This is a genomic window from Vibrio sp. STUT-A11 (genome assembly GCF_026000435.1).
Classification (GTDB): Bacteria; Pseudomonadota; Gammaproteobacteria; order Enterobacterales; family Vibrionaceae; genus Vibrio.
In genome coordinates, this window is the sequence record NZ_AP026763.1 from 708,840 (window position 1) to 735,493 (window position 26,654).

At 45.5% G+C, this 26,654-nt stretch carries 19 protein-coding genes; 5 read left to right on the forward strand and 14 right to left on the reverse strand.

Annotated features, from left to right (window positions below):
- The first annotated feature begins 2 nt into the window (after window positions 1-2).
- A complete protein-coding gene (locus tag OO774_RS03345; RefSeq protein WP_264904685.1) occupies window positions 3-686 on the forward strand; it encodes an OmpA family protein in 684 nt (227 codons plus the stop codon).
- Window positions 687-772: 86 nt separating this feature from the next.
- Here OO774_RS03345 and chrA read toward each other — a convergent pair whose 3' ends face one another.
- Entirely contained in the window at window positions 773-1,912 is a 1,140-nt protein-coding gene (chrA, locus tag OO774_RS03350; protein ID WP_264904686.1) for a chromate efflux transporter, read from the reverse strand.
- Between the two features lie 115 nt (window positions 1,913-2,027).
- Between chrA and OO774_RS03355 the strand changes: the two genes are divergently transcribed.
- The gene (locus OO774_RS03355; RefSeq protein WP_264904687.1) at window positions 2,028-2,945 is read left to right on the forward strand and encodes a LysR family transcriptional regulator; all 918 of its coding nucleotides are present in this window, start codon (window positions 2,028-2,030) and stop codon (window positions 2,943-2,945) included.
- Between the two features lie 6 nt (window positions 2,946-2,951).
- Here the strand turns inward: OO774_RS03355 and ebgR are convergent, their stop codons facing one another.
- The 3 genes from ebgR to OO774_RS03370 all read right to left on the reverse strand — a co-directional run bounded on the left by ebgR (window position 2,952) and on the right by OO774_RS03370 (window position 6,366).
- Window positions 2,952-3,944: a transcriptional regulator EbgR gene (ebgR, locus tag OO774_RS03360; RefSeq protein WP_264904688.1), complete on the reverse strand. Its 993-nt coding sequence runs from the start codon at window positions 3,942-3,944 to the stop codon at window positions 2,952-2,954.
- A gap of 645 nt (window positions 3,945-4,589) precedes the next feature.
- Window positions 4,590-5,588, reverse strand: coding sequence for a substrate-binding domain-containing protein (locus OO774_RS03365; protein WP_264904690.1), 999 nt, complete (start codon window positions 5,586-5,588; stop codon window positions 4,590-4,592).
- Between the two features lie 226 nt (window positions 5,589-5,814).
- Window positions 5,815-6,366: a gamma-glutamylcyclotransferase family protein gene (locus tag OO774_RS03370; protein WP_264904691.1), complete on the reverse strand. Its 552-nt coding sequence runs from the start codon at window positions 6,364-6,366 to the stop codon at window positions 5,815-5,817.
- 230 nt (window positions 6,367-6,596) lie between these two features.
- On the opposite strand from OO774_RS03370, the gene OO774_RS03375 reads away from it, so the two are divergent.
- Complete coding sequence (locus tag OO774_RS03375) at window positions 6,597-7,781, forward strand: NnrS family protein (protein WP_264904693.1); 1,185 nt, start codon at window positions 6,597-6,599, stop codon at window positions 7,779-7,781.
- A gap of 55 nt (window positions 7,782-7,836) precedes the next feature.
- On the opposite strand, the gene OO774_RS03380 is transcribed toward OO774_RS03375, so the two are convergent.
- The 5 genes from OO774_RS03380 to OO774_RS03400 all read right to left on the reverse strand — a co-directional run bounded on the left by OO774_RS03380 (window position 7,837) and on the right by OO774_RS03400 (window position 14,066).
- Window positions 7,837-8,784, reverse strand: a complete 948-nt coding sequence (locus tag OO774_RS03380; RefSeq protein WP_264904695.1) for a CorA family divalent cation transporter — start codon at window positions 8,782-8,784, stop codon at window positions 7,837-7,839.
- A gap of 143 nt (window positions 8,785-8,927) precedes the next feature.
- Window positions 8,928-10,487 (reverse strand): glycerol-3-phosphate dehydrogenase, encoded by a 1,560-nt coding sequence (gene glpD / locus OO774_RS03385; protein ID WP_264904696.1) that lies wholly within the window; start codon window positions 10,485-10,487, stop codon window positions 8,928-8,930.
- 179 nt (window positions 10,488-10,666) lie between these two features.
- Window positions 10,667-11,458 carry a DeoR/GlpR family transcriptional regulator gene (locus OO774_RS03390; RefSeq protein ID WP_263837346.1) on the reverse strand — a complete coding sequence of 264 codons (792 nt, stop codon included), beginning with the start codon at window positions 11,456-11,458 and terminating at the stop codon, window positions 10,667-10,669.
- A gap of 179 nt (window positions 11,459-11,637) precedes the next feature.
- Window positions 11,638-13,155 carry a glycerol kinase GlpK gene (gene glpK, locus OO774_RS03395; protein ID WP_264904697.1) on the reverse strand — a complete coding sequence of 506 codons (1,518 nt, stop codon included), beginning with the start codon at window positions 13,153-13,155 and terminating at the stop codon, window positions 11,638-11,640.
- A 59-nt stretch (window positions 13,156-13,214) separates the two neighbouring features.
- Window positions 13,215-14,066 carry an MIP/aquaporin family protein gene (locus OO774_RS03400; protein ID WP_264904699.1) on the reverse strand — a complete coding sequence of 284 codons (852 nt, stop codon included), beginning with the start codon at window positions 14,064-14,066 and terminating at the stop codon, window positions 13,215-13,217.
- Between the two features lie 749 nt (window positions 14,067-14,815).
- Here OO774_RS03400 and glpT point away from each other — a divergent pair.
- Entirely contained in the window at window positions 14,816-16,180 is a 1,365-nt protein-coding gene (gene glpT, locus OO774_RS03405) for a glycerol-3-phosphate transporter (RefSeq protein WP_264904700.1), read from the forward strand.
- 185 nt (window positions 16,181-16,365) lie between these two features.
- Here the strand turns inward: glpT and dapD are convergent, their stop codons facing one another.
- From dapD to OO774_RS03430, 5 genes are all read right to left on the reverse strand, one after another.
- Complete coding sequence (dapD, locus tag OO774_RS03410) at window positions 16,366-17,397, reverse strand: 2,3,4,5-tetrahydropyridine-2,6-dicarboxylate N-succinyltransferase (RefSeq protein WP_264904702.1); 1,032 nt, start codon at window positions 17,395-17,397, stop codon at window positions 16,366-16,368.
- Window positions 17,398-17,859: 462 nt separating this feature from the next.
- Window positions 17,860-19,617 (reverse strand): PKD domain-containing protein, encoded by a 1,758-nt coding sequence (locus tag OO774_RS03415; RefSeq protein WP_264904703.1) that lies wholly within the window; start codon window positions 19,615-19,617, stop codon window positions 17,860-17,862.
- 329 nt (window positions 19,618-19,946) lie between these two features.
- Window positions 19,947-20,243 carry a YebG family protein gene (locus tag OO774_RS03420; protein WP_264904704.1) on the reverse strand — a complete coding sequence of 99 codons (297 nt, stop codon included), beginning with the start codon at window positions 20,241-20,243 and terminating at the stop codon, window positions 19,947-19,949.
- Window positions 20,244-20,371: 128 nt separating this feature from the next.
- Window positions 20,372-21,277, reverse strand: coding sequence for a LysR family transcriptional regulator (locus OO774_RS03425; protein WP_264904706.1), 906 nt, complete (start codon window positions 21,275-21,277; stop codon window positions 20,372-20,374).
- Between the two features lie 88 nt (window positions 21,278-21,365).
- Complete coding sequence (locus tag OO774_RS03430) at window positions 21,366-22,676, reverse strand: mechanosensitive ion channel domain-containing protein (RefSeq protein ID WP_264904707.1); 1,311 nt, start codon at window positions 22,674-22,676, stop codon at window positions 21,366-21,368.
- Window positions 22,677-22,991: 315 nt separating this feature from the next.
- Between OO774_RS03430 and recC the strand changes: the two genes are divergently transcribed.
- Window positions 22,992-26,483, forward strand: coding sequence for an exodeoxyribonuclease V subunit gamma (gene recC, locus OO774_RS03435; RefSeq protein WP_264904708.1), 3,492 nt, complete (start codon window positions 22,992-22,994; stop codon window positions 26,481-26,483).
- The last annotated feature ends 171 nt before the right edge of the window (window positions 26,484-26,654 follow it).

Consider the following 26,654-nt stretch of genomic DNA (forward strand, 5'->3'; position numbering starts at 1 on the left):
ATATGACCAAAACAAGAGTAATAACAGGGATGCTGGTGGTCGGTTTTACAACGTTAAGTGCCAATGCCAGCGACGTAAGCTCAAAAGTGACAGAATATTGCGCGACCGCTTTTTATGAATACTCGCACTCGATTGAAGTCGGAGAAGTGACCGGTGTTGCTACTCACCGCAACGGTTTTTTGCAAGTCACTGAAAGCAGTAATGAGCCTGAGCTAAAACAGGCGTTGATGAGGAATTCTTCACTTTTGACCAACCCAAGCGATTGCCTAACCTATATCTCTAACTTAGGCATTGCGCAATTTAGCGGTGAAGTGGGAGACAAAGGTCGTTTGATTGCCCGGGTTCACTTTGCTTTTGACCGCTTTAATCTCACGCCATTAGCCAGAGAGGTATTAAGTGGGGTTGCCCGTCAATTAGCACTAAGCAACTACCGAGTGACTGTTGAAGGCCATACCGACTGGATCGGTACTGAGGCATACAATCAAGGGCTTGGTTTTGACCGTGCGAAAAGTACCGCCAGTGAATTGGTTAAATATGGCGTGAAACGGGAAAACACCGAGCTGAAGTCGTTTGGTGAATCCGAGCCAATCGCAACTAATGAAACCTCTCAAGGACGTTCGAAAAACCGCCGAGCTGATGTGTACATTCCCGCTAACGAGCAAGAGCAACCTCAAGCGATGGAGTAGACGGTTTTCCATACCTCAACAAAACCGGGCACTTATTTTGTTGTGCCCGTGGTTTGTCTGGAGGTAATTATTTGTTCATATGAGTTCTACATTGCGCCATTGATAAAACCTGAAGCAACAAAAAGCACAATCATCCACAGTATTGAAACCTTTAGTTTGTTAACTAAATAGAAGCCAGTAATAACCAACGCCATATCTATCGGGGTAACTACTGCGCTGCTAAACACTGGCTGGTAAAGGGCCGCAAGTAGTAAGCCAACAACGGAAGCATTTACCCCACTGACGGCACCGGAAACAACAGGTTTCGCTGCCAGTTGTTGCCAGTCTTTTAATACGCCCAGTAGTAGTAAGAAACCTGGCAGGAATACACCCAGAGTTGCTACGATCGCGCTTAGCACTGGTGTGTTAGATAGCTGGAACCCGATGTAAGTCGCGAAGGTAAACATCGGTCCAGGCACGGCTTGTGCGGCTGCATAACCGGTTAAAAATGCGTCCTGGCTGAGCTGGTCACCAAGGATATTTTCTAGTAGGGGAAGCACCACATGGCCACCGCCGAATACTAGGCTCCCCGCCTGAAAGAAGTCATTGAACACAGCTAACATTGGCAGTGTATGGGCTATGAGAGGTAGGCCAAGTAACAACACCGCAAAAATTACCAAGGGGGTCATGCTTGGTTTAAATACTTCTTTTGGTACATCAGAGCTTGTTTTTAAGTAGCGTACGCCTACCATACCAGCGATAATCAAAACCAGCATCTGAGTTGTTATGCCTGGCACAAGCAAAAGGGCGATGGCGGTTGCCACACATAACCCAGCTGTCAATTTGGTTTGGCAAAAGTTCTTGTACATCCCCCAAGTCGCATCGGCCACAACCACAACGGCTAATAGCTTTAATCCGTGAACGATGTTTTGGAACCAAGATGTATCGGTGACTTGGCTGCTTACCATGGCTAATACCAGCATGATCAGCACTGAAGGTAGCGTAAAGCCTATAAAAGCCGCGCATCCTCCTCCTAAACCACCACGTTTATATCCTAATGCAAATCCCACCTGGCTTGAGCCTGGGCCAGGTAAAAACTGGCTCAATGCAACGATTTGGGCATACTCGCTATCATCCAGCCATTTGAGCTTTTCAACGAAAGTTTGCCGAAAATAGCCGATATGAGCAGCTGGCCCACCGAAGCTAATCCAACCGAGCCAGAAGAAAGTTTTAAAAATGGTCAACATGTTGAGCCTATTTAAATGAAGACAAGTTGTATGTTGATAATTTATCGAGTGGTTTTGAATGACTCAAATTGATATTCTGAATTTAATCTATGAATCAAATAGGATTAGATAGCAAGTGAAAGACGAAATCCAGTGGCGTAATATCGACCTGAATCTATTGGTGACATTTTCTTACCTATATCGCTACCGGAGTGTGAGTTTAGCGGCTGAACATAGCTATGTGAGCCAATCCGCGATGAGCCATAGTTTATCCCGTTTGCGGTTACTTTTTGATGATCGTCTATTCGAGCGCAAAGGCCATAAAATGGAGCCTACTGAGCACGCACACAGCATCGCTCCAACGGTACATAAGCTATTGGACTCGATAACTAAAGAGTTACTGACTAAATCTGAATTTCAGCCACTGAGCTACTCGGGGGTCTGTCGTATAGGTTTAACCGATTACGCGGAATTCATCTTTGCTCCACTCATTTATGATGAAATTCATAGGCAAGCACCTCAAGCGAAAATCAGTTTTATTAATGTTGATCGCAGTAGCTACGCGATGCGAACCGAGCGAGATAAGTTAGATGTTGTGATTGGCAGCATTCCTATCCTTGAAGAGAATTTTTCTAGCCAGTACCTTTATACCGAGAAGCACGTTTGTTTATGTGACAAGCAGGTGTTGAATGGTAAGGAGTCGTTATCTATCAGCGCGTTTTCCAAGATTAAGCAAGCATTGGTCAGCCCTGATGGTAGCTTGAAGACACAAGTAGACCAAAAGCTCGCTGAGTATGGTTTGAGCCGTCAGGTCACCGTGGCCTCACGTAATTTTCTTACTATTCGTCATTTACTTAAACAGCGTGACCTCATCGCGATTGTGCCGGAAAAAATGGCGCTTGCTGAAGGCTTTTCTGATGACTTAGTGACGGTTCAGCCACCTGTCGCGGTGGCGGATTTTGATATTTCTTTAGTGTGGCATACCAGCCGTGCAAATGATGAGAAAGGCATCTGGTTGAGAAATTTAGTAGCAGAAACGATTACTTCTCAGTGATAACGTTTACCCTAACTTGGTCGTGTTACGCAAGATTAGCTCGCTAGGCACATAGACTTTTAGAGGTAGCTTACGATCATCACGCTGTTTTTCCACCAATAAGTTCACTCCTTGAATCCCCATCATTTCGGAGTGAATACGCACGGTTGATAGAGGAGGAAAGGTAAAATTCGCAGTTGGAATATCGTTCATACTGATCACAGCAATGTCCTGCGGTATCTGTAGTCCGAATTCATGAATAGCGCGCAAAACTCCTATTGCCATCGTGTCTGAAGTGACAAATAACGCTGGAGGAAAGTCACCTTTAATCAACATCGTTTTAGCTAAGTCATATCCCGACTGGCTTGAACCTTCACCACAATAGATATCAGATTCTGCGACTAAACTTTTTAGGTTAGCGTATTCGACAAAAGTATGTTTTCGATTGTCGGTAGAATCTGTTTGGTTTTGACCACCTATCACTCCAATTCGCTGATATTTCTGATCCGCATAAAAATCGACAACTTGTTTGCTTATTCGTGAAAAATCGGCACTCACACAGTCATATGGACAGTCGTTCTCAGAAGTATCGACGCGGCAAATGAAGTTTTCTAAGCGCTTGGGTAACTTATTGATAACCCTTTGCTCTATGTCGCCAACCAGAAGGATAGCGGTGATTTTCTGCGTATCGACGTCAACTTCGCCGTTATAACTATTGGTGAGAGTTATAGCGAGTTTCGCGCACTGGCTTTCAATACCGTGACGGATAGACAAGTAGTAAGGATCATTGCTTTCTGTTTCTTGTGGATAATTATAGAGGGCTAAGAAATGGTGCCGCTGCTTGCTCTCTTTCGCGGAATTCCTTGAATTTTTGCTGCGATATTCGAGCTTTTCAGCAATGTCTATGATGCGACGTTTGGTCTCGTGTTTCACATTTAACGTTGGATCATTGTTTAACACACGCGATACCGTCGCAAGTGATACACCAGCCTCGTTTGCAATGTCTTTTAATTTTGCCATGTACCATTCCCGTAGACACAACGCGCGATCTCGATGAGAAAGCAGTAATACCGCTATTTTAAACAGTGGGTTATGCAGAAACAAATTTTCCGCACTGTTTTCTTTCTACATTTCATTTGACCATCTACCTTAATGACTTTTCTCCTCAATATAGAGCCCCTTGTTTTTTATTAACGGTGTTTAATTGTTCAACTTAATCAATTAAATAATTAGTGGAAACGTTTACATGATTAGAGATTGATCACGGATCTGGATCGATATTGGTTGCTAGAATTTAGCCTGTTCTTTTTCAACTATGCCCGTGTTGGGCTGATGGTCATGTAGAGCGCACCGTTTAAAAAAACGGTACTCGATGAACTGGCTTTGGAAACACAGTATTCGGTATTTGGGAAGACCAAATAAACCGGAATGGGGGCTCAACAGTGGGGTGTTGAGCTCTGGGGGTTGCTATCAGCAGCAAACTGTTTATTAGTTTGAATTTATAGATAGCGTTTTGGGTGGGCGATTACCAGCTTAACTAAGTCGTTGATCATTATTGTCTTAGACGAGATGAACAGCGACTTATCTAGGATGGTAGTTAGCCCACTTTTTTCTTACTAAGGCAGTTGTGATCTTAATCAGGTGCGGTCAACTCTTGTTGTTAAATTATACTTTTGCTACAGAATCTCTGCGAACTAACGTAGGGCTAAAAATGATCGTCTCATCTTCAACTTTTTCGTTACGAGAAAGCGCTAATGCTAAACGAGTAGCGCGTTCTGCCATCATTTCAATAGGGTAGCGGATGGTAGTTAAGCCTGGATGGACAAAGCGAGCTATGAGTCCGTCATCAAATCCCACCATAGAGACTTGTTGCGGCACATCAATGCCGTTCTGATCCAATGTCGCTAAAGCGCCTGCAGCCATGTAGTCGTTATAGGCAACAACCCCTGTTATATCGAGAGACTTAGTCAGTAGGTTGGTCATTGCCACTTCGCCGCCATCGCTGTTTGGCTCACCATATTCGACATAGCTTTTTGATAGCTCAATACCATGTTCTTTTAGTGCACTTTGATAACCTTGCAGACGTTCGTCGGTATCTTCGATGTCATGAGAAGAGGCGATACAGGCGATCTTACGATGCCCGTGACGAATCAGATACTCAGTGGCTAAGAACGCCCCTTTGCGGTTATCGAGAGAAATGCAGCGTTCGGCCAGTTCGGGAATATGACGATTGATCAATACCAATCCTTTGACTTCTTTGGCATAAGCGATGAGTTCCTCGTCAGAAAGCCCTTTGGCATGAATGACAAGAGCGTCGCATCGGCTGTTGGCTAATAAATCTAGAGCGCGGCGTTCATCGTCTGCATTATGGTAACCATTGCCAATCAGGATGTGCTTACCATTTTCACGAGCAACGTTATCAACGGACTTTACTAACGTACCAAAAAAAGGATCGGATACATCACTTACCAGTACACCAATAGTATTGGTACTCTGGCTTACCAATGCTCGAGCAGCAGCATTAGGGCGGTAGCCTAATTTACTCATAGCTCGTGTTACAGCATCAATGGAGTTTTGGCTCGCTTTTGGCGATTTATTGATTACGCGAGAGACGGTAGCGACGGATACACCTGCTTCTTTTGCAACATCTTTGATGGTTGCCATATTTGACCTTTATGGGCGAGAACATTTGACTGAAAGTATTAAACACCCATAGTGTAATCAGTTCAATTCAATAGAGAGTTTGCAGTTGGAAATGAGATCTTTACCACCTGTTTTTATTAAGTTTACGGTTAGTGTAAACGTTATACCTATTCTTAATGATAGGTTCCCGAACAAGGACTTCTCCTTAATCGGGAGTTAAAAAGTTTTGAAGAATCGGGGGGAGAAACTAAGCATGCTGAGCAATCAACGCATCAATCATTTCATAATGATGGTCATGAACACCCGCGACGTTTCCGTATTTCGGTTGATGGCGATCATTCTCTTTCGCGTGTTGCCAACCCACGGTATGCCTAACGAAGTGCTCAGCAAAAGCGTGCGAAACTTCTAAACAACCAGCCAAAACGGTATCAACGTAGCTTTGCATGATAGGGCTATTCGAGCAGGGTGGCAGTGGTTCATCTTTTACATAAACCCAAATCGCGTGATCGGGATTAAATGGTTGGTCTGTTTCAATTTGATCGGGACGAAGCTGAATGCGGTGGTAGCCACGTTCGCGGCGATCGAAGTCTGCTAAGGCTTCATCATTAACTTCAAGTAGCACGCCGTTAACTTGTCCCTGTCCTTCGTTAACGACCAGTGGAGACAAGGTGTAGCTGTCATCGATTTTGCCCCAATAACGAACTAATCCGTGTGCGATGACTGGAATCGCTGCGCCTGTTTGTCCGGTCAACTTTCGTGAAGCGGAATTAATCAAGCTGCCGTAGCCGAATATGTACATGTTATTTACGTCCCTTAAGTAATTTCGAAGCGTATTTTCTTTATACCTAACCCTTCATAGAAGCACAAACTTTACCCCTAAAGTATAATCTTTTTCCTTAACATGTATTTTTAATATATGTTTGTGGTAGCATCAATTTAGCCGCTGAGAATACGATCGTAGGCAAGAATGATGAGAGTACTGCCAACATTGGTACTAACCAGCATGGAAAGAATTTCGAGGGCAAAATAATGCTGAATATCACAGATAAAAAAGTGGAAGAGAAAATCCCAGCATGGCTGCGTTTAGGGTTTCGACCGTTTTTCCTATTTGGTGCGATTTACGCCATCATAGCGATTGCCTTGTGGGTGTGGATGTTCCAGACAGGACAACCAAGCTCTCTGGGTGTTCCTGCGTTGTGGTGGCACGTACATGAGATGTTGTTTGGTTTCTCAATGGCAATCGTTGCTGGTTTTGTATTGACTGCGGTACAAAACTGGACGGGAATAAATGGTACTAAGCATTATACACTGTTGGCTATTTTTGCCCTGTGGCTTGCGCCCAGAGTCTTACTTTGGACGTCCACCCCCTTGTGGTTAACGAGCACCATCGAAGCGTTATTTTTATTGTTTGTCGCTTATGAGGTAGGAATACGAGTATACCGCTCTAAAGGTTGGAGAAACCTGTTTTTTGTCCCTCTGTTCTTATTGGCAATATTTGCCAACTTTGCCAGCTACGCGACGGTGAAGGGCATGCCTCCATTTTCTTCTTCGGCGGTTTGGCACGCCATGCTGTGGTGGTTTACCTTGCTATTGTCGGTCATGGGAGCTCGGGTCATTCCGTTCTTTACTGCCCGTCGTTTTAATTTCGAAAAAGCGCAACCTTTGGTGTGGCTTGACTGGCTGGCAAATCTTCCTTTGGTGATGTTGTTTATTCTGAGCTTTTTCCCGGTGACGTTTTCTCAATTTGGTCAACCTTTAATGGTGTTTGCTGGCCTGGCTCAACTGGTTCGCTTTTTGCGCTGGAAGCCATGGTTAACCTTAAGTGAGCCACTCGTTTGGTCGTTGCATGCGGCGTATTTATGTTTGCCATTGAGTTTGCTCCTACGCGGTACTTGGGATGATGTCTTTGCAACTCATAACCTGATTCACCTCTTCGCGATAGGTGCCTTAGGCGGTTTGATTTTAGCGATGATTTCGCGTGTCACCATGGGGCATACGGGGCGTATGATTTACAAAGGACCCAATATGAGTATCGCCTTCGCTGCCGTTATTGCTGCAGCCGTGGTTCGCAGTTTTGCTGTGATATTTGACCCTGCCAGAATGATGCTGTGGATAGACATCAGTGGAGGACTTTGGATATTAGCGTTTGGCATGTTTGTGTGGCGATTTGGCTTTATGCTGATTACCCCGCGTACCGACGGTCATCCAGGATAAAGCTACAGTGTAAAAAAGAGGAGAGCACATCTCCTCTTTTTGTATCTTTGCGAAACTACTCGTCGTCGCTCTTGTTGGTTAACCCAAAGCGTTTTAGCAGCAGCCACTCCAGAGCAAATATAATAATTAATGCTACGCAGAACCAAGTGAAGGCGGTTGCAGAGTCCACTCCAGGCATGCCGCCGATATTAATCCCCAGTAGCCCAGTTAAGAAACTGGTCGGTAAGAAAATAGTGGCAACCAGTGTAAACAGATAACTGTTCTTATTGGTTTTGTCATCGCGATTGTGCTTAATCTCTTCCTGGAATAAGGCCACTTCGCCCAGATAAAAGTCGATGGTTTCGTTTATGCGCGTAATATTATTGTGCGCGAATCGGTACTGGTGGGGTCTGGAAACCACAAGATCAGAGCTTGATTCTAGTAAATCACGAATCGCATATTGCTGTGGACGTATAAAGCGTTTGATGGAAATAAGCGCCTTTTGAGCGGAGATATGCTTATAGGTGAACTCGTCGTTCACGTCGAAATGGTTGAGAGTTTCTTCAATCGTATCCAGATAAAGATCAATCTTCCCGTTTAACCCTTCGATGATTTGATTAAGCAGACTTGCCAAACTCTTTGGTCCCTTCTGTTCAGCCAAAGCCTGGCGGATTTCCATAATCGCACGCGAAGGGATTTTCCGTGTTGAAATCAACGCACCTTGGAAATATAAAATCCGAATACTAAGCATATCTTCAGGAGACGCATTCTCATTCATATTGATGCCACGCAGAATCAACATGAAGTTTTCGTCGTCCAGAGGGTGAAAAGAGGGGCGACTTTCATCGGCGAGTAAATGATCGACGGTTGCTTTAGGCACTTGGTTTTGCTCCAGCCAGCCACGAATGTCAGGATGTAACCTTTCGCAGTGATACCAGTGTTTCGCTGTGATGTCTTGTGATGTTGTCGCTTCTTGAGTTGCTATTGGCGTTGAAAAATCCCAATGCTCAATCATAAACCCCATATTCTTGTCCTTATCATGAGATTACTTGCAGTTTATTGAATGAGTATGATTGCATTGTAAGCGAAAAGTCTACGAAAAGTTTGCGTGCCACAGCTAAAACAAAAAGCCTGCACGAAGCAGGCTTGGTCACGGGATTGGAGTCATTAGCTCACTTGTGAGAGGTTCACGACTTTCTGTTGCAACTTTTCTTTTAAGTAGTCAGCAAGAGATAACTTTTCCTCGTCACTCATGTAAAGCCCAAGCTTAGTTCGACGCCATAAAATGTCTTCGTCGGTCAGGGCCATTTCATGGTTGATCAAGTAGTCAATTTCACGCTGATATACGCCACCTGCTTGTGTAGAGAAGGCTTGGCCTAAATCGGCTTCACTTGTCGCTCCCTTTATTAGCTCCCACGTTTGTGTTCCAAACTGAGTGACGTAACGCAGAATAAGCGCTTTTGGTGCCCAGGCGTACTTGGCGTGGATCTGTTTCGCCAGTTGTTCGCGACTACAACTGAAGTTACCGCCCGGCAGTGCTTGGTTTGCTGTCCAGTTTCCGCCCATTTGTGGCAGGAATGGCGCCAGCTTTTTCATCGCTGCTTCACCCAGTTTACGGTAAGTCGTCAATTTACCGCCAAAGACTGAAAGTAATGGTGCCTGATCGAATTCCGCATCGAGTTCCAGTGTGTAGTCTCGCGTGATCGCCTGTGGCGAGTCTGACTCATCGTCGCACAGTGGGCGCACACCGCTGTATGTCCAAACCACATCTTCGCGCGATAGCTGGTGGACAAAGTGTTGGTTAACAATGTCGATCAGATAATCGACTTCGTCATCAGAGATCGCAACTTCTCGTGGGTCGCCTTTGTATTCGACATCCGTGGTACCGACGATCGAGAACTTATCTAAGTACGGAATCATAAACACGATGCGGTTGTCTTTGTTTTGCAGAATATAAGCCTGAGGCTCGTTGTGAATACGAGGAACAACAATGTGCGAACCTTTGATCAAACGAATATTGCGAGGAGAAGCTTGCTCTAGTCCTTCATCAAAGAACTGTTTTACCCACGGTCCCGCAGCGTTAACCAGTGCTTTCGCTTTACGCTCAAAACGTTGATCTGTCATTGTGTCGTGGATTGTTACATGCCAGATGCCGCTTTCACGATGCGCTTTTTCTACCCGGCAGTAGTTACGAACTTCCGCATGGTTTTCACGTGCTGCGAGAACGTTAAGTAAAACTAAGCGAGCATCATCTACCCAGCAGTCGGAGTATTCGAAACCTGTTTTTATCTCTGGTTTTAATAAGCCAGACTTTGCCAGATTAACGGTCTTGCTGCCTGGGAGCGTAGTGCGTTTACCCAAGTTATCGTAAAGGAACAAACCACAGCGGATCATCCACGCTGGACGTAAAAATGGACGATGAGGTAAACGGAAACGCATAGGTAACGCAACATGAGGTGCTTTGCGAAGGATTACTTCGCGTTCTGCGAGCGCTTCCGAAACTAAACGAAACTCATAGTGTTCAAGGTAGCGTAATCCACCATGAATAAGTTTGGAGCTTGCTGAAGAGGTTGCAGATGCAAAGTCGTTAGCTTCGTACAAACCTACACTCAATCCTCGGCCTGCCGCATCAGCAGCGATGCCAGCCCCATTAATGCCGCCACCGATAATGATCAAGTCTAAAGTAGTGGATGAGTCAGTTGTGGAAGCATTTTTTTGTATACTCATAAATTTGACCTCTTTGGTGAGCGAACGAGCATTTTTGGAACATAGAGCAATCCTAACTTAGGTTTCGTTTATGGTCATCCTTTATTTTCGTTTTTGAGCGTTTGTGTGATTTGGGCACAAAAAAACCTCTGTCTAAGTAAGGCAGAGGTCATTTAAAGGTTCAAGTTTGAGCGAATTATTTATTTTTCTTCTTCTGTCGCCACGTTTGCGTTGACGACTTCGAGAGGTATGGAGGCTTCTTTTAAAATAGACAGAATTTCTTCTGGTGGCTGCTTGTTGGTAAATATCATGTTTAGTTGAGCGATGTTGCCCAGTTTCACCATCGCGTTACGGCCAAACTTTGTGTGATCTACGGCCAGAAACACGCTGCGACTGTTATCGATGATGACCTGCTTTACTCGTACTTCATGGTAATCGAAGTCCAGCAGTGAACCGTCGAAATCAATCCCACTGATTCCGAGAATACCGAAATCGAGGCGGAATTGTTTTACGAAGTCCAGAGTGGCTTCACCAACGATACCACCATCGCGATTACGCACTTCTCCGCCAGCCAGTATCACTTTGATTTCTGGGTTAGGGTAAAGAATGGTCGCAACGTTGATGTTGTTCGTGACCACTCGAAGTTGTTTGTGGTTTTTATTCAGTGCTCGCGCAACGGCTTCCGGCGTCGTCCCGATATCGATAAAGAGCGTCGCGCCATCAGGAATGTGTTTTACCACTTCTTCCGCAATCACATCTTTCTCATTGAAGTTAAGTGCTTTACGTGTGTTGTAAGAGGTATTTTCCGAGCTGAGAGGGATGGTGGCGCCACCGTGATAGCGACGAATTCTGTTATCGTCGGCGAGTTCATTGAGATCGCGTCGGATGGTTTGTGGGCTGACATTGAATCGTTCGACCAACTCATCCGTGCTGACATAGCCTTGTTTTTTCACCAACTCGACAATCTGCTGGTGTCTGGGTATTTGCTTCACTTGTCACTCCATTGTGCACGGGTAGCTAGCTCCCAATGCTTAACATTCGAAATATATTGAGTAATTTGGAGATATTGTGCTCGAATTTGCGCGTTGTGAGAAGTGAAGCGATCAAGGAATCGGGGATAAGACGCAAAAAGAGCGCTCGAATGGCGCTCTTTGTTCGTGTTGGTAGGGGATTAATCGTCTTCGTCGTGAAGCTCTGACCAGGTTTGTGCACATTTAATGGCACGCTTCCAGCCTTTATAGCGACGATTGCGCTTTTCTTCGTCTTCGTGAGGCTCAAATGTGCGATTAATAATCGCTTTACCTTGCAGTTCATCAAGGCTATCCCAATATCCTACCGCTAAGCCTGCCAGGTAAGCTGCCCCCAGAGCGGTTACTTCAGTAACTTCTGGACGGAGAACTTGCGTGTTTAGCACGTCAGACTGGAACTGCATCAAGAAGTTGTTTGCTACTGCGCCGCCGTCAACTCTTAGGTTAGCCAACTGGATTCCAGAGTCGGCTTGCATTGCGTCTAGTACGTCGCGAGTCTGGTAAGCGATGCCTTCCAACGTTGCACGAATAATATGGTTTGAGTTAACACCTCGAGTTAAGCCAACAATGGTTCCTCGTGCGTAGGCATCCCAGTATGGTGCGCCCAGGCCAGTAAAGGCTGGCACGACGTACACACCGTTGGATGTGTCCACTTTTGTTGCGAAGTATTCAGAGTCTTCTGCGCCATTAAGAATCTTAAGCTCGTCACGTAGCCACTGAATAGACGCACCGCCCATGAACACCGCGCCTTCGAGTGCGTATGCCGGTTCACCTTTCGAGCCACATGCCAATGTTGTTAACAGGCCGTGTGTAGAGGTCACTTTTTCCTGACCAGTATTCATCAACAAGAAACAACCAGTACCGTAGGTGTTCTTTGCCTGACCCGCTTCAACACACATTTGTCCGTAAAGCGCAGCTTGTTGGTCACCAGCAATACCTGCGATAGGGATACGTGTACCGCCTTTACCACCAATGTTGGTTTGGCCATACACTTCCGACGAACGTTTTACTTCTGGCATCATTGACGCTGGAATACCTAATTCATCCAACAGTTTTTGATCCCAACATAGATCGTTGATATTAAACAGCATCGTACGTGAAGCGTTGGTGTAGTCAGTTACGTGTACACGGCCTTGTGTCATTTTCCAAACCAGCCAGGTATCAACCGTACCAAATAACAGTTTGCCTGCTTCGGCATCTTCGCGGGCACCTTCGACGTTATCAAGAATCCACTTCACTTTGGTACCAGAGAAGTAAGGGTCAAGCACTAGGCCTGTGTTATCACGTACGTAGTCTTCTAAGCCACGGCGTTTTAAGTCTTCGCAAATTTCTGCGGTACGTCGACATTGCCAGACGATAGCGTTGTAAACCGGTTTACCTGTTTCTTTGTTCCAGACAATCGTAGTTTCACGTTGGTTTGTGATGCCGATAGCCGCTAATTGATCGCTGCGGATGCCTGACTTAGCTAAAGCTTCAACTAAGGTTGAACTTTGTGTTGCCCAGATTTCCATTGGATCGTGCTCAACCCAACCTGCTTGCGGATAAATCTGAGTAAATTCGCGCTGAGAGACACTGACGATATTCGCATCATGATCAAGAATTACTGCGCGAGAGCTTGTCGTACCTTGGTCTAGGGCAACAATGTATTTTTGCTCAGTCATGGTAAGAATCCTTTTGTTTCGTTATTTATATTTTAGTAAATGTTCGGGGTGTGTCGGCTCTAAACACGAGCTTGTTCTGTTTCTTCTGTGTCACACTGGTTAGGTATCGTACAGCCGTGACCTTGTTGTGGAAGGTAAGCTGCAATCGCTTTTGGATATAGCCAACCACCAAAGCAAGCACCTGCGATTGGGGCAAGAATAGGGACGATAAAGTAAGGGATATCTTTCGCGCCAGTCAGCGCATAATCCCAGCCAGCAAAGTAGGCGAACAGTTTTGGTCCAAAGTCACGAGCGGGGTTCATCGCAAAACCGGTTAGTGGACCAAGTGAACCACCAATAACAGCAATAAGAATACCAATCAACAGCGGGTTCATTGCTCCGCGAGACGCACCGTTGCTTTCATCACCCAGCGCAAGAATGGCAAACATTAATACCGCAGTAATAACGAATTCGACAGCAAAAGCGCCCAAGAAAGTGAGAGAAGCGTTTGGATAGGTGGAGAAAATTCCTGCTGTTGCTAAGGCCTCTTGGCTACTACGAACGAAATTGTGTGCGATTTCATAATCAGTAAAGAGGTTGGCGTACAAGCTGTAGACCAAAGCTGCGGAACAAAACGCGCCAAGTAGTTGAGCGATGATATATGGCAATACTTTCGCCTTATCGAAGCCATGGAACATGGCAAGAGCTATGGTCACCGCTGGGTTTATGTGGGCACCTGAAACGCCGGCGGTACAGTAAATAGCGATGGTAACACCTAAGCCCCATACTATGCTGATTTCCCATTGTCCAAAAGATGCGCCAGTTAACACCAGGGCTGCGACGCAGCCAACGCCAAAGAATATAAGTAGTCCTGTACCGATAAATTCGGCCAAACATTCTCCGAACAGAGAAGGGTGTTTGTTGGTTGTCATGGTAAGAGTCCTTTAGTTATTTTTGCTTATCTAGCACGATAGTATTGTGCACATAAATGTACTTTCGAAAATAAACGAACATTAAAATTGCGCGTTTGAGCATAAAAATGTTAATCAAACTCTTAATTTTTGTTAAATGGCGCATCTTTTAATCATAAAAGAAACTTGGAAACCATCATTTTTGAAACTTAAGATGTGATTCGTCATTCATGTTACCGATGCGAACAGGAATGGGGAAACTGGTAAGAGGAGTTTTGTGAGGCTGCTGCGTGAAAGGTGATTTGTTGCACTGGTTTAGCATAATAAGTAACCCTAAATAGTTAGATCTTATAAGGAGTTATGCAGGTTCGATGAAAGGATGAAATAAACGCAATGTCCGTTCTAGACCTTGAGAAGTGCTAGTGGCTGCCAGTTTTGTTTCAACTCTGCGTCTAATTTCGGTTGCGCCATTGGGAAGGTGCTTATCACGTTAGTCACTCTGTGTTCGTCGTATTAATTTCGCGACTTGGTGAGGGAATGCTCTTTTGCAAACATCCCCAATATTAACGAAATATGCGTAAAGTTGAACTTAGTTCTAACTAATTAGCTCTAATTAACTGTATTTACTATAATTTAATTCGTATGCAACATTTGTCACAGAAATAGAGTTTTAACTTCATACAATGCGAAGAGTTTCGAACGAATGTTTGTTTTGTTTCGTTTGTTATTTTTAGGTTACTTACCATCGCATAATAAATAATGAGGTTCCTATGTTTGGAATATTCAAACCTAAGGCGCACATTGATCGTCTATCCCCAGACAGTATTGATAGCACCTACTCTCGTCTACGTTGGCAGCTTTTCATTGGTATTTTTGTCGGCTATGCGGGCTATTATCTGGTCCGAAAAAACTTTAGTTTGGCCATGCCATACCTTATTGAGCAAGGCTTCAGTCGTGGAGATCTCGGGGTTGCGCTTGCCGCTGTGTCTATCGCATATGGACTGTCTAAGTTCTTGATGGGCAGTGTGTCTGACCGCTCTAACCCTCGTTACTTCCTAAGTGGCGGCTTGTTAATGTCGGCGCTGGTCATGTTCTGCTTTGGTTTTATGCCATGGGCAACGGGCAGTGTAACAGCGATGTTTATCCTGTTGTTTCTAAACGGTTGGTTCCAAGGTATGGGATGGCCAGCATGTGGCCGAACTATGGTTCACTGGTGGTCGCGTAAAGAGCGTGGTGAGATTGTTTCTGTTTGGAACGTTGCCCATAACGTGGGTGGCGGTTTGATCGGGCCACTATTTATTCTCGGTCTCTGGGCTTTTAACGACGACTGGCGTACCGCATTTTACGTTCCTGCTTTTTTTGCCACGTTGGTCGCGGTCTTTATCTGGATGACGGTTCGAGATACTCCTCAATCTTGTGGTCTTCCGTCGATTGAAGAGTACAAAGATGACTACCCAGATGATTACGATAAATCTCACGAACAGGAAATGACGGCGAAGGAGATCTTCTTTAAGTATGTGTTCAACAACAAGTTATTATGGTCGATCGCAATTGCCAACGCATTTGTTTACTTAATTCGCTACGGTGTGTTGGACTGGGCACCAGTTTATCTCAAAGAAGCGAAGGATTTCTCGGTAGACAAATCTTCTTGGGCTTACTTCCTGTATGAGTGGGCAGGTATCCCTGGCACGCTATTGTGTGGTTGGATTTCCGACAAGCTGTTCAAAGGACGTCGTGCTCCTGCGGGTATTCTGTTTATGGCACTGGTGACCGTTGCGGTTCTAGTTTACTGGTTCAATCCAGCAGGCAATCCGACCGTAGATATGATGGCCCTGATCGCGATTGGCTTCTTGATTTACGGCCCTGTCATGCTGATTGGTTTGTATGCGCTTGAGTTAGCGCCGAAGAAAGCAGCAGGTACAGCAGCCGGTCTGACAGGATTATTTGGCTACTTAGGTGGTGCGGTCGCTGCCAACGCCATTCTTGGCTATACGGTTGACCACTTTGGTTGGGATGGCGGGTTTATGATCCTAATCGGCTCATGTATTACTTCTATTGTGTGTTTGACCTATGCGTTTTTGGGCGAACGCGCGCATCACGAGCAAAAAGAGCGTGAAAAGGAAGCGCTGGCGTAATATTTATTTAAACAGGCAGTGGAATACTACTTCTTGTTTAAACATTCTGCCTCACTATCAAGCCGTGTTCCTACGCTATTTCTAGTCACTGGTTTACTGTGTTTCAACTGGTGATCTAAAACTTGCAGAAACAAAAATCCCCCAACCGTTTCCGGCTGGGGGACTTTTATATTCTGATTCAAAAATTAGTTATTTGAGTGCAGTTCGCTGTTCAATTCAACCGCGCTCTTGTTCGCAAGACACTCAACCTGACCAGTTTGAGAGTTACGACGGAATAGTAGGTCCGATACGCCTGCAAGGTCACGACCTTTAACGATTTCTACTTCGTTACCTTCTTTATCCAGCATACGTACTTTAGTACCAGCAGTTACGTATAGACCTGACTCAAGCGTACAACGGTCACCTAGTGGGAAACCAAGACCCGCGTTCGCGCCTAGAAGTGAGTTTTCACCGATAGAAACCACCACAGTACCGCCACCAGATAGCGTACCCATGATAGATGCGCCACCACCGATGTCTGAACCATTACCAACAACAACACCCGCAGAAATACGGCCTTCAACCATGCTCACGCCTGTTGTACCAGCGTTGAAGTTGATGAAACCTTCGTGCATAACCGTTGTACCTTCGCCCACGTGTGCGCCAAGACGTACACGAGATGTGTCAGCGATACGGACGCCAGTTGGTACCACGTAGTCGACCATTTTAGGGAACTTGTCGACACAATCTACGCTTAGTGTGCGGCCAGCCAAACGAGCTTCGATTTGACGATCTGCTAGTTCAGGCAGGTCGATTGGGCCTTCGTTTGTCCAAGCGATGTTGTGTAGCAGACCGAAGATGCCATCCAGAACGGTGCCGTGTGGCTTAACCAAACGGTTAGAGATAAGTTGTAGCTTTAGGAAACCTTCAGCAACAGATTGTGGCTGCTCGTCAGAAGCTAGGATAACCAAAACAAGTGGTTGTGCAGATTCTGCTGCTTTAGTTGCAAATGATGCGTTTGCAGCATCACCGTTAGCTTCGAAAGCTGATGCAAGTTCTGCGCTTTGTGCTGCAGAGATCTCGATAGCTTGGTTGCCTTGCTCGTATCCAGCTACCGCCGCTAGCGCGTTTACTAGCTTGTCGCTTGGGTTAAGAACTGGGTTTGGAAAAAACGCTTCGATGATTTTACCGTCACGGTTTTTAGTTGCCGCACCAAAGGCTAGAGAAAAGAAAGCCATAGTTGATCTCCGTCTGTTGAGTCTGGTCTCGTCGTTCGCTGACAAGAAATTAATTATGCCAATCACAGTAAATAAGGGTTTAGAGATAGCGCTGGAAAAATGCTTGAGGATAAGGCAAAAATTTTTTGATAAGTAGTTACTCTACAATCAAAATTTTTAACGCAGTTATCACGCATTTTAACAAGCTAGAACGACCGATTATTTACTACGATTGGTATCTGTTGATAGTCATCATAAAGACACTGTTGGGGAGTTTAAAGAGGTGAAATAGAGAAAGTCCGTAGATGAATACCTTTTGTCTTTTAAGAGATATGTCTGTCTGATGAGAAATGTGACCTAAACTCAGCATGCCGCTCAACGATAAGAAGTCCAAGGCTCTGAAATGAAACAAGCCAAGTCAAAAAAGACTTGGCTTCGTGAACTAATAAGTTACTCGGATATTATCCAGGCAGAAGATGGGAATTACTTAACTCGTACCAGTTCAGGTTGCGCATATTCCCAACTAGTCGTGTAGTCATTCAGTGATTTAATCATGTAGATCTCTCCGCCATCAGCGACAAAAGCAAACTGAATGTGCTCTTCTTTATCTCCCCACGAAACTTCACGATTGGTTGCTGCAAAACTTTCCGTGACGGTGTCGCTCATTTTGTCAATCACACGGAGCTGGCGACTTTGCTCACCTTCAGCAATAACATACTCACTGCCTGTATCAATAAACGCAGTGATTGATGGTCGGTAAGTGCCACTCAATTCAGATAACGGAAGTTTACCTGCCCACTTCAGATCTAAGCGGTTGCCATCTTTTAGCGTATAGTAGTTGCCGTCGCCGTCGATATAGTGTTCACCTGCTTTATCAAACCAGAATACTCCCCCATGTGAATGGTCTCCATGGTACTCATCTTCGGTATTCGGCAAATTCCATTGCCCTGACTCAACGAATACGCCGCTAAAACTTTGTGGCGAAAGGTTGGCCTCCAAACCTAACAATACCTCTCCGTTACTACCCAGTTTAATATCGGGGGAGTACCAGTCCACTCCTTCAGAGATCTTACTACTTTTCGTGGAAATATCGATCTTCTCCAGGTTTGAACCAGCAGCAAACAGATCATCACGACGCACAGCAATACTTGGAGCGTTATAACTCGTCGAGATATGTTGGCGGGTTGGCGTCGCTAAATCTGCGGAATTAAAATCAAATACTTCAGCTTGATATTCCGTCGCGACAACAACTCGACCTTGTTTGGCAAGAGTATCAACAGTCAGAGAGACGGGTTGGTTGGAAAGGCTAAAGCTGTGTGTCTCACCCGTTGCTAAATCATATACATACAACTGGTTAGTTGGAGAATCCGAGGTCATAACTAACAGATTTAAGCCTGGAACGTAGGCAGCTTGTAACACTTCATACTCGAACTTCAAGCGCTCGTTCACTGCTAGCGCGTTACTTCCGGTTTGTGTTGGCGTTTCAATCACAAAGTCCATTGGCACCTGAAGTGGGCTACCTGCTACAGGGTAGTCACACTGCTCGTCGTAACATACATTGAGTTCTAAATCGCCGCTATAGTCGCCAACAGCAAGGTTATGTGGCAACTTTAAGTCAATTAAGGCTGTGTACACATCATAGGCTTTTGGTGTCATGGAGAGCTGATTGACCCGCACTTCACCTTCTGAGCGTGATAGCTTGAGCTGATCGCCATGGTTACCGCTAAGACGGATGGTACGCTGCTTGAGGTTATTATCTACGAGAGCGTTGGTTGCCGCGTGGTAGTGGATCGCCTCATCCTCTAACAGGATCGCCTGTTCGTTTAGCTCAACACTATAGTTAATCGTTGCGTTAATTGGTGAGCCAGGAACATGCTCATTACAATACTCATCAAAGCAGGCCAGCATAGAAATCTGATGTTGTGTCGTGCCATTGCCAGCTTTGTAGCCAGGCTCAAGGTCAACCTTTAGTATCCCACCAGTTTCAGAAGTAAACACAATCTCAGCGGTTTTCACCAGAGGGCTTTCGGACGTAACACCCACATGGATCTCTTGTGTGGCCACTCCTTTTGAATCAAATGCGATATGTGCGGTTAATGGCAACATCGTATGACCGACAATATCGACTGTCGGCTGTGGGCTGAATACGCGAATATTACCGCTGCTATCACCACCGCCACCGCCACCACCTCCGCAGCCGACCAAAAATAACGCAATAACCAAAGAACTCAGTTTGTACATAATCTTACCTCTCTAAAATTGACGGTATTTTGTACTGGCAATTCATGAGTAACAACAATTAGTTATCATCAAAGAGGGCGACTGATAAGAATTTCGAGTCATATCAAGTAATGGGCAGAATGTCACAATTTTGGATGGTAGTTACTTCGCAAAATGAACTGGCGACGGCATTGAAAAGAAGTTTTTTATGAGGGGATCTTATTATTTATACGTGAGCATATTAACCTCTTGGGTTAAAGCAAGTGAGGCCTTATGTATATGTTCCATCTGTGGTCAACAGGCATAAAAAAACGCCACAATATGCGGCGTTTTTGAAAAGCTTAGCAAGCTTAAGCGGCGTCTTCGTTTCTGTCTTCTTCGACAGCTTCAAGTTTCTTAGCTTTCTTTGGTGCAGGTCTACGTTTTGCACCTAATGCATAAAGCACTTCTTCTTTGTTTTGCGCAAGGAACATGGCAAGATCTTCCTGCTTACCTTCCTCTTCAAGAAGTTCACTCTTACCTAGCAGAGAGAATAGCTCGTCCGCCATATCCAGCATTTTGTCATAGGCGTCAGCTTCCGCTTTAGAGGTAAAAGTCATTTTCTCTTCTCCATTGCGTTCTACCACGTACTTGACTATTACAGCCATGGTTAGTCCCCTAATTTGGTGAATTGATACTGGCTTTTTATACAGTTTTTAACCAGCTAAGTCTAGAGCAGTAAAGCCTGGCGAGTTAAGAATGCGAAGCGGATAGAGCTAACTGACCAGCTATTGAACTATTTATTATTTACGGGAGACTGCCAACTCTGGCAAAACTCGATAAAGGTTTTTAGCAGTGGACTTTGATATTTTTCTTTGTGCACTAATAGCCAGAATCGACGTTTCATATCCAGCGGCATTTCAAGAACCTTTACACGGCCTTCGCGAATTGCCGGATCGGCTGATAAACGTGACAAACAGCCAAGCCCTAAACCTGCAGATACGGAGTTGATGAGTGCTTCAGTGGTATTGAGTTGAAATGCCTCGTGCCACTGCTCTAGACGAGGTGCGATGACACGTAAAAAAAACTCACGTGAACCTGACCCTGCCTCGCGCAATATCCATTCGCTTTTTTCCAGCTCTGCCAGGTTCATCATGCCTTCGTGCGCTGCGGGATAATCTGGCGGGCAGATCACGCACATCTCATCTTCACTAAATTGTGAAGACTGAAGTTCGGGGTGCAGCGTTTTACCTTCGATTAGGGCGATATCCAGCTCATAGTCAGTCAATTTGTCACATATTTGCGCCGAGTTGGAAATAAACAAGCTTTGTGAGCGGTGATTGGTGTGTTGGCGAAACGCGCTCAGAAGGTAGGGCGCGACTTGATTACCAATTGTATCACTTGCCCCGATTCGCAGCTGACCGGACAGGGCATGGTCGCCTTCAAAAATGCTTTCGATATCTTTGGCTCGGTTTAACAGTTCGTCCGCCAAAGGCAGCAGTTTTTGCCCTTCTTGATTGAGGATTAAACGGTTGTTGACCCGATCGAACAGGTGATGTCCAATCTGCTTTTCCAGTTCAGACAACGCCATACTTACCGCCGCTTTAGAAAGGAAGAGGCTCTCGGAGGCGGCCGTCAGCGTGTTGTGTTGAGTGATGGTGGTAAACACCTTGAGTTGTTTGAGCGAGATATGACTGGCCATAGAATTATGTTTAGTAAATCTGAACGTGAGTTCTCAATAATTAGATAGTTTGAAACGAAGTGCAAGCGTAATAATAAGATTGCCGTATCTAGCGCTTGCGATGCAGCTCGTCGATATCATCGGTCGACACCACACGAATATCTCGTTGTGGGAATGGGATTTCAATTCCATTGTCTTGCAGAGTTTCGAGAATGATCAGCAGTAGGTCTCCTCCAACCCGATTACGACCGTCGTCAATGCCTTCCATCCAGAACTCGACAAACATATTGATCCCGGAGTCACCAAAGCTATCTATTTCACAATCTGGTCGCTCTTCAAATGGAACTTTAGGACCACTTAATACCTGTGGGTGGGATGCGACTGCTTCTTTTATTAACTCAACCATACTACGAACATCGGTTTTATAGGCGACGGAGAAATCGACGCGATAACGCTGTTTGGTATTTTTATGCGTCCAGTTGGTAAAAGAGCTGGAGATGAACTTCTCGTTGGGAACAACAATATCTTTCCCATCAAAGGTTTCTAAGGTAGTTGAGCGCATATTTAGTTCGGTCACCACCCCGGTCCGGCCATCTTCAAGCTCAATGTAATCACCGACTGAAATAGAACGGTCGAATATAATGATAATCCCGGAAATAAAGTTGGAGGCAATGGCCTGCAAACCAAAACCCAACCCGACGCCGACAGCACCGCCAAACACGGCTAACGTCGTCAGATTGATGCCCATAAGTTGCAGGATCAGTAGGATAACGGTGAAGAAAAGTGCAACTTCAAATACCTTAGCGACGATTTCTCGGGTACGAAAATCTAAAGACTTTTGTTTGCGGATGATGGTTTGGCCTGTTGCGTTTGATACGCGTCCAAGCCAGAAAAGTAATGAACCAAAAATTAATGTTCTGGCTAAGCCATAGGCCGATATATGTATGTTTCCCAAGTTTATCGACATCGATTCAAGTACATCTATGATGTCGTCGAGTACGCCAACGCCATAAAAAATAATAATCGGCATACCAATCCAGCGAAAAACGGTTGCAACCAGTGGGTTGGTGATAACCAGACTGATGAAAGAGTGAAAAAGTAGCAGAACAGCCACCGCAAACGCGACTTTGATTACCCAGCCATCCTCAATGTAGAACTGGCTGAATTCGAGCGAAAGCCGAAGCAGTACTATTGCTAATATGGGGAATAACAGCTTGCCGCAACGGTAGATTAAGTGGCGAATAGGAAAATTACTTGCAGGTAGAGGGGGATTTCTCAGGATGGGAGCATACTTATAAACACGATTAGCGACGATAAAAGCCAGTAAATAGATACATAAGATAATACCAATTTGGCTGTAGGTTTCTGTGCTGGAGACGGAGTCAAGAAAAGAGTGGTAGTAGTCAGTAATGTAATCCATCGTCAATTCCTTACTTTCTTATCCAGTGCGTATCTGATCCCCCGCAGATACACATAATGTCTGGTAAGGTTATGTTTGATCCTGTTTAAAGTATGAATTAACAATTCATTAACCGTGTAATAATTGTTGTAATTATCTTCTTCGTTCAGATTGGATGCTGCGGTAACCATGGGGATGTACCGAACAGAAGGATGAAATGTGGTAATTTGGGCGATATCTAACCTTTTGTTATTCCGCGTCAAGAGAAGAGTGCGGGTTTAAATGGGGCTGTGCTAAGCTAGCTAACAGTTTCAATCGGCACTCGGTATTCCTAATTTGTTTACTGTTTATCACTCCAATCAAGTCGACGTTCTTAAATCACTTCTTGTTGAACTGATTCGACTTAGTCCGCTGGAAAACCCGTTCGAAAAAGAACAAATTCTGGTGCAAAGCCCAGGTATGTCTCAGTGGCTGAAAATGGAACTGGCCAAAGAGTTTGGTGTGGCGGCGAACATCGATTTTCCGCTGCCCGCGACTTTTATTTGGGAAATGTTCACCCAGGTATTACCTGATGTGCCAAAACGCAGTGCATTTAACAAAGAAGCCATGACGTGGAAGTTGATGCACCTGTTGCCAGGGCTTCTAAACCAAGAGACGTTTTCACCGTTGGCGCAATATCTCAAAGACGACAGTGATAACTCCAAGCTGTATCAGCTGGCTGAGAAAGTTGCCGACATTTTTGATGGCTACCTGGTATACCGTCCGGAATGGATCGCCAACTGGGAAGCGGGTCAGAGTGTGCCAGAGCTGGAAGACGAACATCCGTGGCAGCCAATTTTGTGGCAAGCATTGTACGATCACACGGTCTCGCTGGGGCAATCTCCTTATCATCGTGCCAACCTTTATGAACATTTTATCGACACGTTAGAGAACTTTAACAGCAACTTCGACCATTTGCCCAAGCGTTTGTTTGTTTTTGGTATCTCCTCTTTACCACCACGTTACATGGATGCGCTAAAAGCGATTGGTGAACACATCGACGTACATTTGATGTTTACCAACCCATGTCGTTACTACTGGGGTGAGGTTCGAGATCGCAAGTATCTGGCTCGTTTGGCTGCGAGACATCGTCAACATGTGGTATGGCAGGATGATCACTCCGAAACGCAAGGTGAAACCGAGCAGCTGAAAGGGTCTGTAGAAGACAATGTGCTCGATGAACTGCACACCGATGTGGTCGGAAACAGTCTATTGGCTTCGATGGGCAAACTTGGCCGCGACAACATGTATCTGCTTTCTCAGCTGGAGTCCCATGAGATTGAAGCGTTTGTTGATGTCGATCGAGACAGTCTGCTCCATCAACTGCAAGCAGATATTTTAAACCTTGAAGAACACCAGGACGACCAGCAGATTGAGCATAGTGGCCACAAGCAAGTGGTTAGTCTGGGCGACAAATCGCTAAGTCTACACGCTTGTCACAGCCCAATGCGTGAAGTTGAAGTGCTTCATGATCAACTTCTGGCGATGTTCGATGCCGATCCGAGCTTAAAGCCACGCGATATTATCGTCATGGTGGCGGACATCAACGCCTACAGTCCCGCGATTCAGGCAGTATTTGGTAATGCGCCGGGTGAGCGTTTTATTCCGTATTCGATTTCAGACCGAACGGCGGATCAGGAGAGCCCGATTCTTGCGGCATTTATGCATTTGGTCAATTTACCCAATACGCGCTGCTTGGCATCGGAATTACTTGAACTGCTGGAAACTCCGGCGATCTTGAAGCGTTTTGAGCTCAGTGAAGACGATTTCTTACAAGCCAAACAGTGGGTTGAAGCCTCGGGTATTCGTTGGGGATTGGATGCCAATACCGGACGCGAATTTGAACTGCCGGAAACGCGTCAAAACACCTGGCAGTTTGGCATTCAGCGAATGTTACTGGGTTATGCGATGCCAGAATCCGCAGGCTTGTTTGAAACCGAGCAAGGCAGTTTATCTCCTTACAACGAAGTGCAAGGCATGGGCGCAGAGCTTGCGGGCAAGTTAGCGCACTTTATCCAACAAGTTAGCACCTATCGCAGCAAACTCGCCCATGTTCAGACGATTGATGGCTGGCGAGAAACGTTAGTTACACTGTTGGATGACTTCTTCTCCGTCGAGTTGGAAGGCGAAATGGCGCTCAAATCCATTCGCGATACGCTTAGCCAACTGAAAGAACAGCTCGCCGATGCCGCATTCGAAGAGGCATTGTCACCAGCAATCATCAGCCAATATTTGCAAGATAAACTGTCCGGTACGCGAGTCAGCCAGCGTTTCCTTGCCGGACAAGTGAACTTCTGTACCCTGATGCCAATGCGTTCGATTCCATTTAGAACGGTCTGTCTGCTCGGAATGAATGATGGCGTGTATCCGCGTTCCATGCCGCCGGAAGGTTTTGACTTGATGACGGGTAGAACCAAGCCGGGTGACCGTTCACGACGAGATGATGACCGCTATCTATTTCTCGAAGCGATGCTTTCCGCACAGCAAACGCTGTACATCAGTTATGTCGGTCGTTCGATTCAAGACAACACCGAGCGCGTACCGTCAGTGCTGGTTTCTGAGTTGATGGAATACTGTCACCAAAATTACTGTTTAGGTGGTGATGAAGGTTTACTGGTTGATGATTCTGGTGACAACTTGTTGAAAGCGCTGGTCAATACGCATGCCATGGTGCCGTTTAGCCCAAGTGCCTTTCAGGGGATGCATTCCAGCTACGCCAAAGAGTGGATTCCGGCGGCGTTAACCCAAAGTAGCCAATCTCAAGGCTACGTTCGTCATGACTTTAATCGCGCATTGGACGATTATCTGCTGGGAGCCACGTTCCCACTAGAGCTTGATTTAGTCGAGCTGCAACGTTTCTGGCGTTTACCGGTACAGTACTTTTTTAATCGCCGATTAAAAGTGGTATTTGAGCCACCATTGCCAGTCATGGAAGACGATGAGCCATTTGTACTCGGTGGCCTGGAAAGCTATCAAATGCGTGATGAGCTATTAGAAACCTTGCTCGAAACCACGTTGATGCAACCAGAAAAGAAAACAGATGTGCTTAAGCACTTTATGAGTCAACAACGTGCGCAAGGTAAGTTACCAGTCGGTGCGTTTGGTGATATCGAGTTTGAAACCAACCGAGTTCAGGCTGAAGAGCTGGTGGACAAACTGGCGTTTTTATCTGGCGCACCACAAGATGATTTAGAAATCGATCTGACCTTTGACGCGTTATTCGAAGGCAATGAAGGCGATGAGAAAAAAGTTCGCCTGACTGGCTGGCTTACTCAGTGTTACCAATCCGGATTGATTCGCTACCGAAGTGGCAGGGTGCGATCGCAGGATTATCTGGCAGCTTGGATTGATCACCTTGCCATGTCAGCCTCTGGCCATGCCAAGAAAACCCATATTATTGGCTATGACCGCAAAGAAGGTGCGGTTCATTTAATCTACCCGGAAATTGCTGATGCATCGTATGCCAAGCAATTACTTACGGAATTGGTTCGTCTGTTCTTCGAAGGTATGACTAAGCCTTTGCCCTATTTCCCCCAAACCGCTTTGGCATGTGTTGAAGCTGGCTTTAGTCGTGGACAGTGGGCTGACGACGAAGAGAAATCTTTAAAGAAAATGGCAGATACATTCAATGATGGCTACATGAGCACGGGTGAGGGCAATAACGCTTATATTGCGCGAATTTGGTCTGCGTGGAGTGATAACTTAGCCACAGAAGTACGCTTGTTAACGGCGTTGGTTCTGCAAGGCGCTCGATTAGTCGTGCAAGATGCAGATGATATAAAAGAATAATTAAGACAATGGGTTAAAGAAAAAAAAGAGTAGGGTGGCCGCCAGAAAATCATTATTTTGTGTAGGGCGTTCGCTGTACGGCCACAAGGTCAGAGGGACCATGATACTTTTGCTTAATTCATTTGAGTGTTGCCGCCAGAAAGGCTTGGCTTATCTCGTGAGGCGCATACT

Bases quoted from the DNA above. Each gene is read 5' to 3' on its own strand.
- OO774_RS03380 (WP_264904695.1), bottom strand. From the start codon at position 8,784: ATGGGGTTTATGATTGAGCATTGGGATTTTTCAACGCCAATAGCAACT.
- OO774_RS03345 (WP_264904685.1), top strand. From the start codon at position 3: ATGACCAAAACAAGAGTAATAACAGGGATGCTGGTGGTCGGTTTTACA.
- OO774_RS03415 (WP_264904703.1), bottom strand. From the start codon at position 19,617: ATGTACAAACTGAGTTCTTTGGTTATTGCGTTATTTTTGGTCGGCTGC.
- OO774_RS03425 (WP_264904706.1), bottom strand. From the start codon at position 21,277: ATGGCCAGTCATATCTCGCTCAAACAACTCAAGGTGTTTACCACCATC.
- OO774_RS03430 (WP_264904707.1), bottom strand. From the start codon at position 22,676: ATGGATTACATTACTGACTACTACCACTCTTTTCTTGACTCCGTCTCC.
- ebgR (WP_264904688.1), bottom strand. From the start codon at position 3,944: ATGGCAAAATTAAAAGACATTGCAAACGAGGCTGGTGTATCACTTGCG.
- glpD (WP_264904696.1), bottom strand. From the start codon at position 10,487: ATGAGTATACAAAAAAATGCTTCCACAACTGACTCATCCACTACTTTA.
- OO774_RS03365 (WP_264904690.1), bottom strand. From the start codon at position 5,588: ATGGCAACCATCAAAGATGTTGCAAAAGAAGCAGGTGTATCCGTCGCT.
- OO774_RS03370 (WP_264904691.1), bottom strand. From the start codon at position 6,366: ATGTACATATTCGGCTACGGCAGCTTGATTAATTCCGCTTCACGAAAG.
- glpK (WP_264904697.1), bottom strand. From the start codon at position 13,155: ATGACTGAGCAAAAATACATTGTTGCCCTAGACCAAGGTACGACAAGC.
- OO774_RS03400 (WP_264904699.1), bottom strand. From the start codon at position 14,066: ATGACAACCAACAAACACCCTTCTCTGTTCGGAGAATGTTTGGCCGAA.
- chrA (WP_264904686.1), bottom strand. From the start codon at position 1,912: ATGTTGACCATTTTTAAAACTTTCTTCTGGCTCGGTTGGATTAGCTTC.
- OO774_RS03420 (WP_264904704.1), bottom strand. From the start codon at position 20,243: ATGGCTGTAATAGTCAAGTACGTGGTAGAACGCAATGGAGAAGAGAAA.
- dapD (WP_264904702.1), bottom strand. From the start codon at position 17,397: ATGGCTTTCTTTTCTCTAGCCTTTGGTGCGGCAACTAAAAACCGTGAC.
- glpT (WP_264904700.1), top strand. From the start codon at position 14,816: ATGTTTGGAATATTCAAACCTAAGGCGCACATTGATCGTCTATCCCCA.
- OO774_RS03375 (WP_264904693.1), top strand. From the start codon at position 6,597: ATGCTGAATATCACAGATAAAAAAGTGGAAGAGAAAATCCCAGCATGG.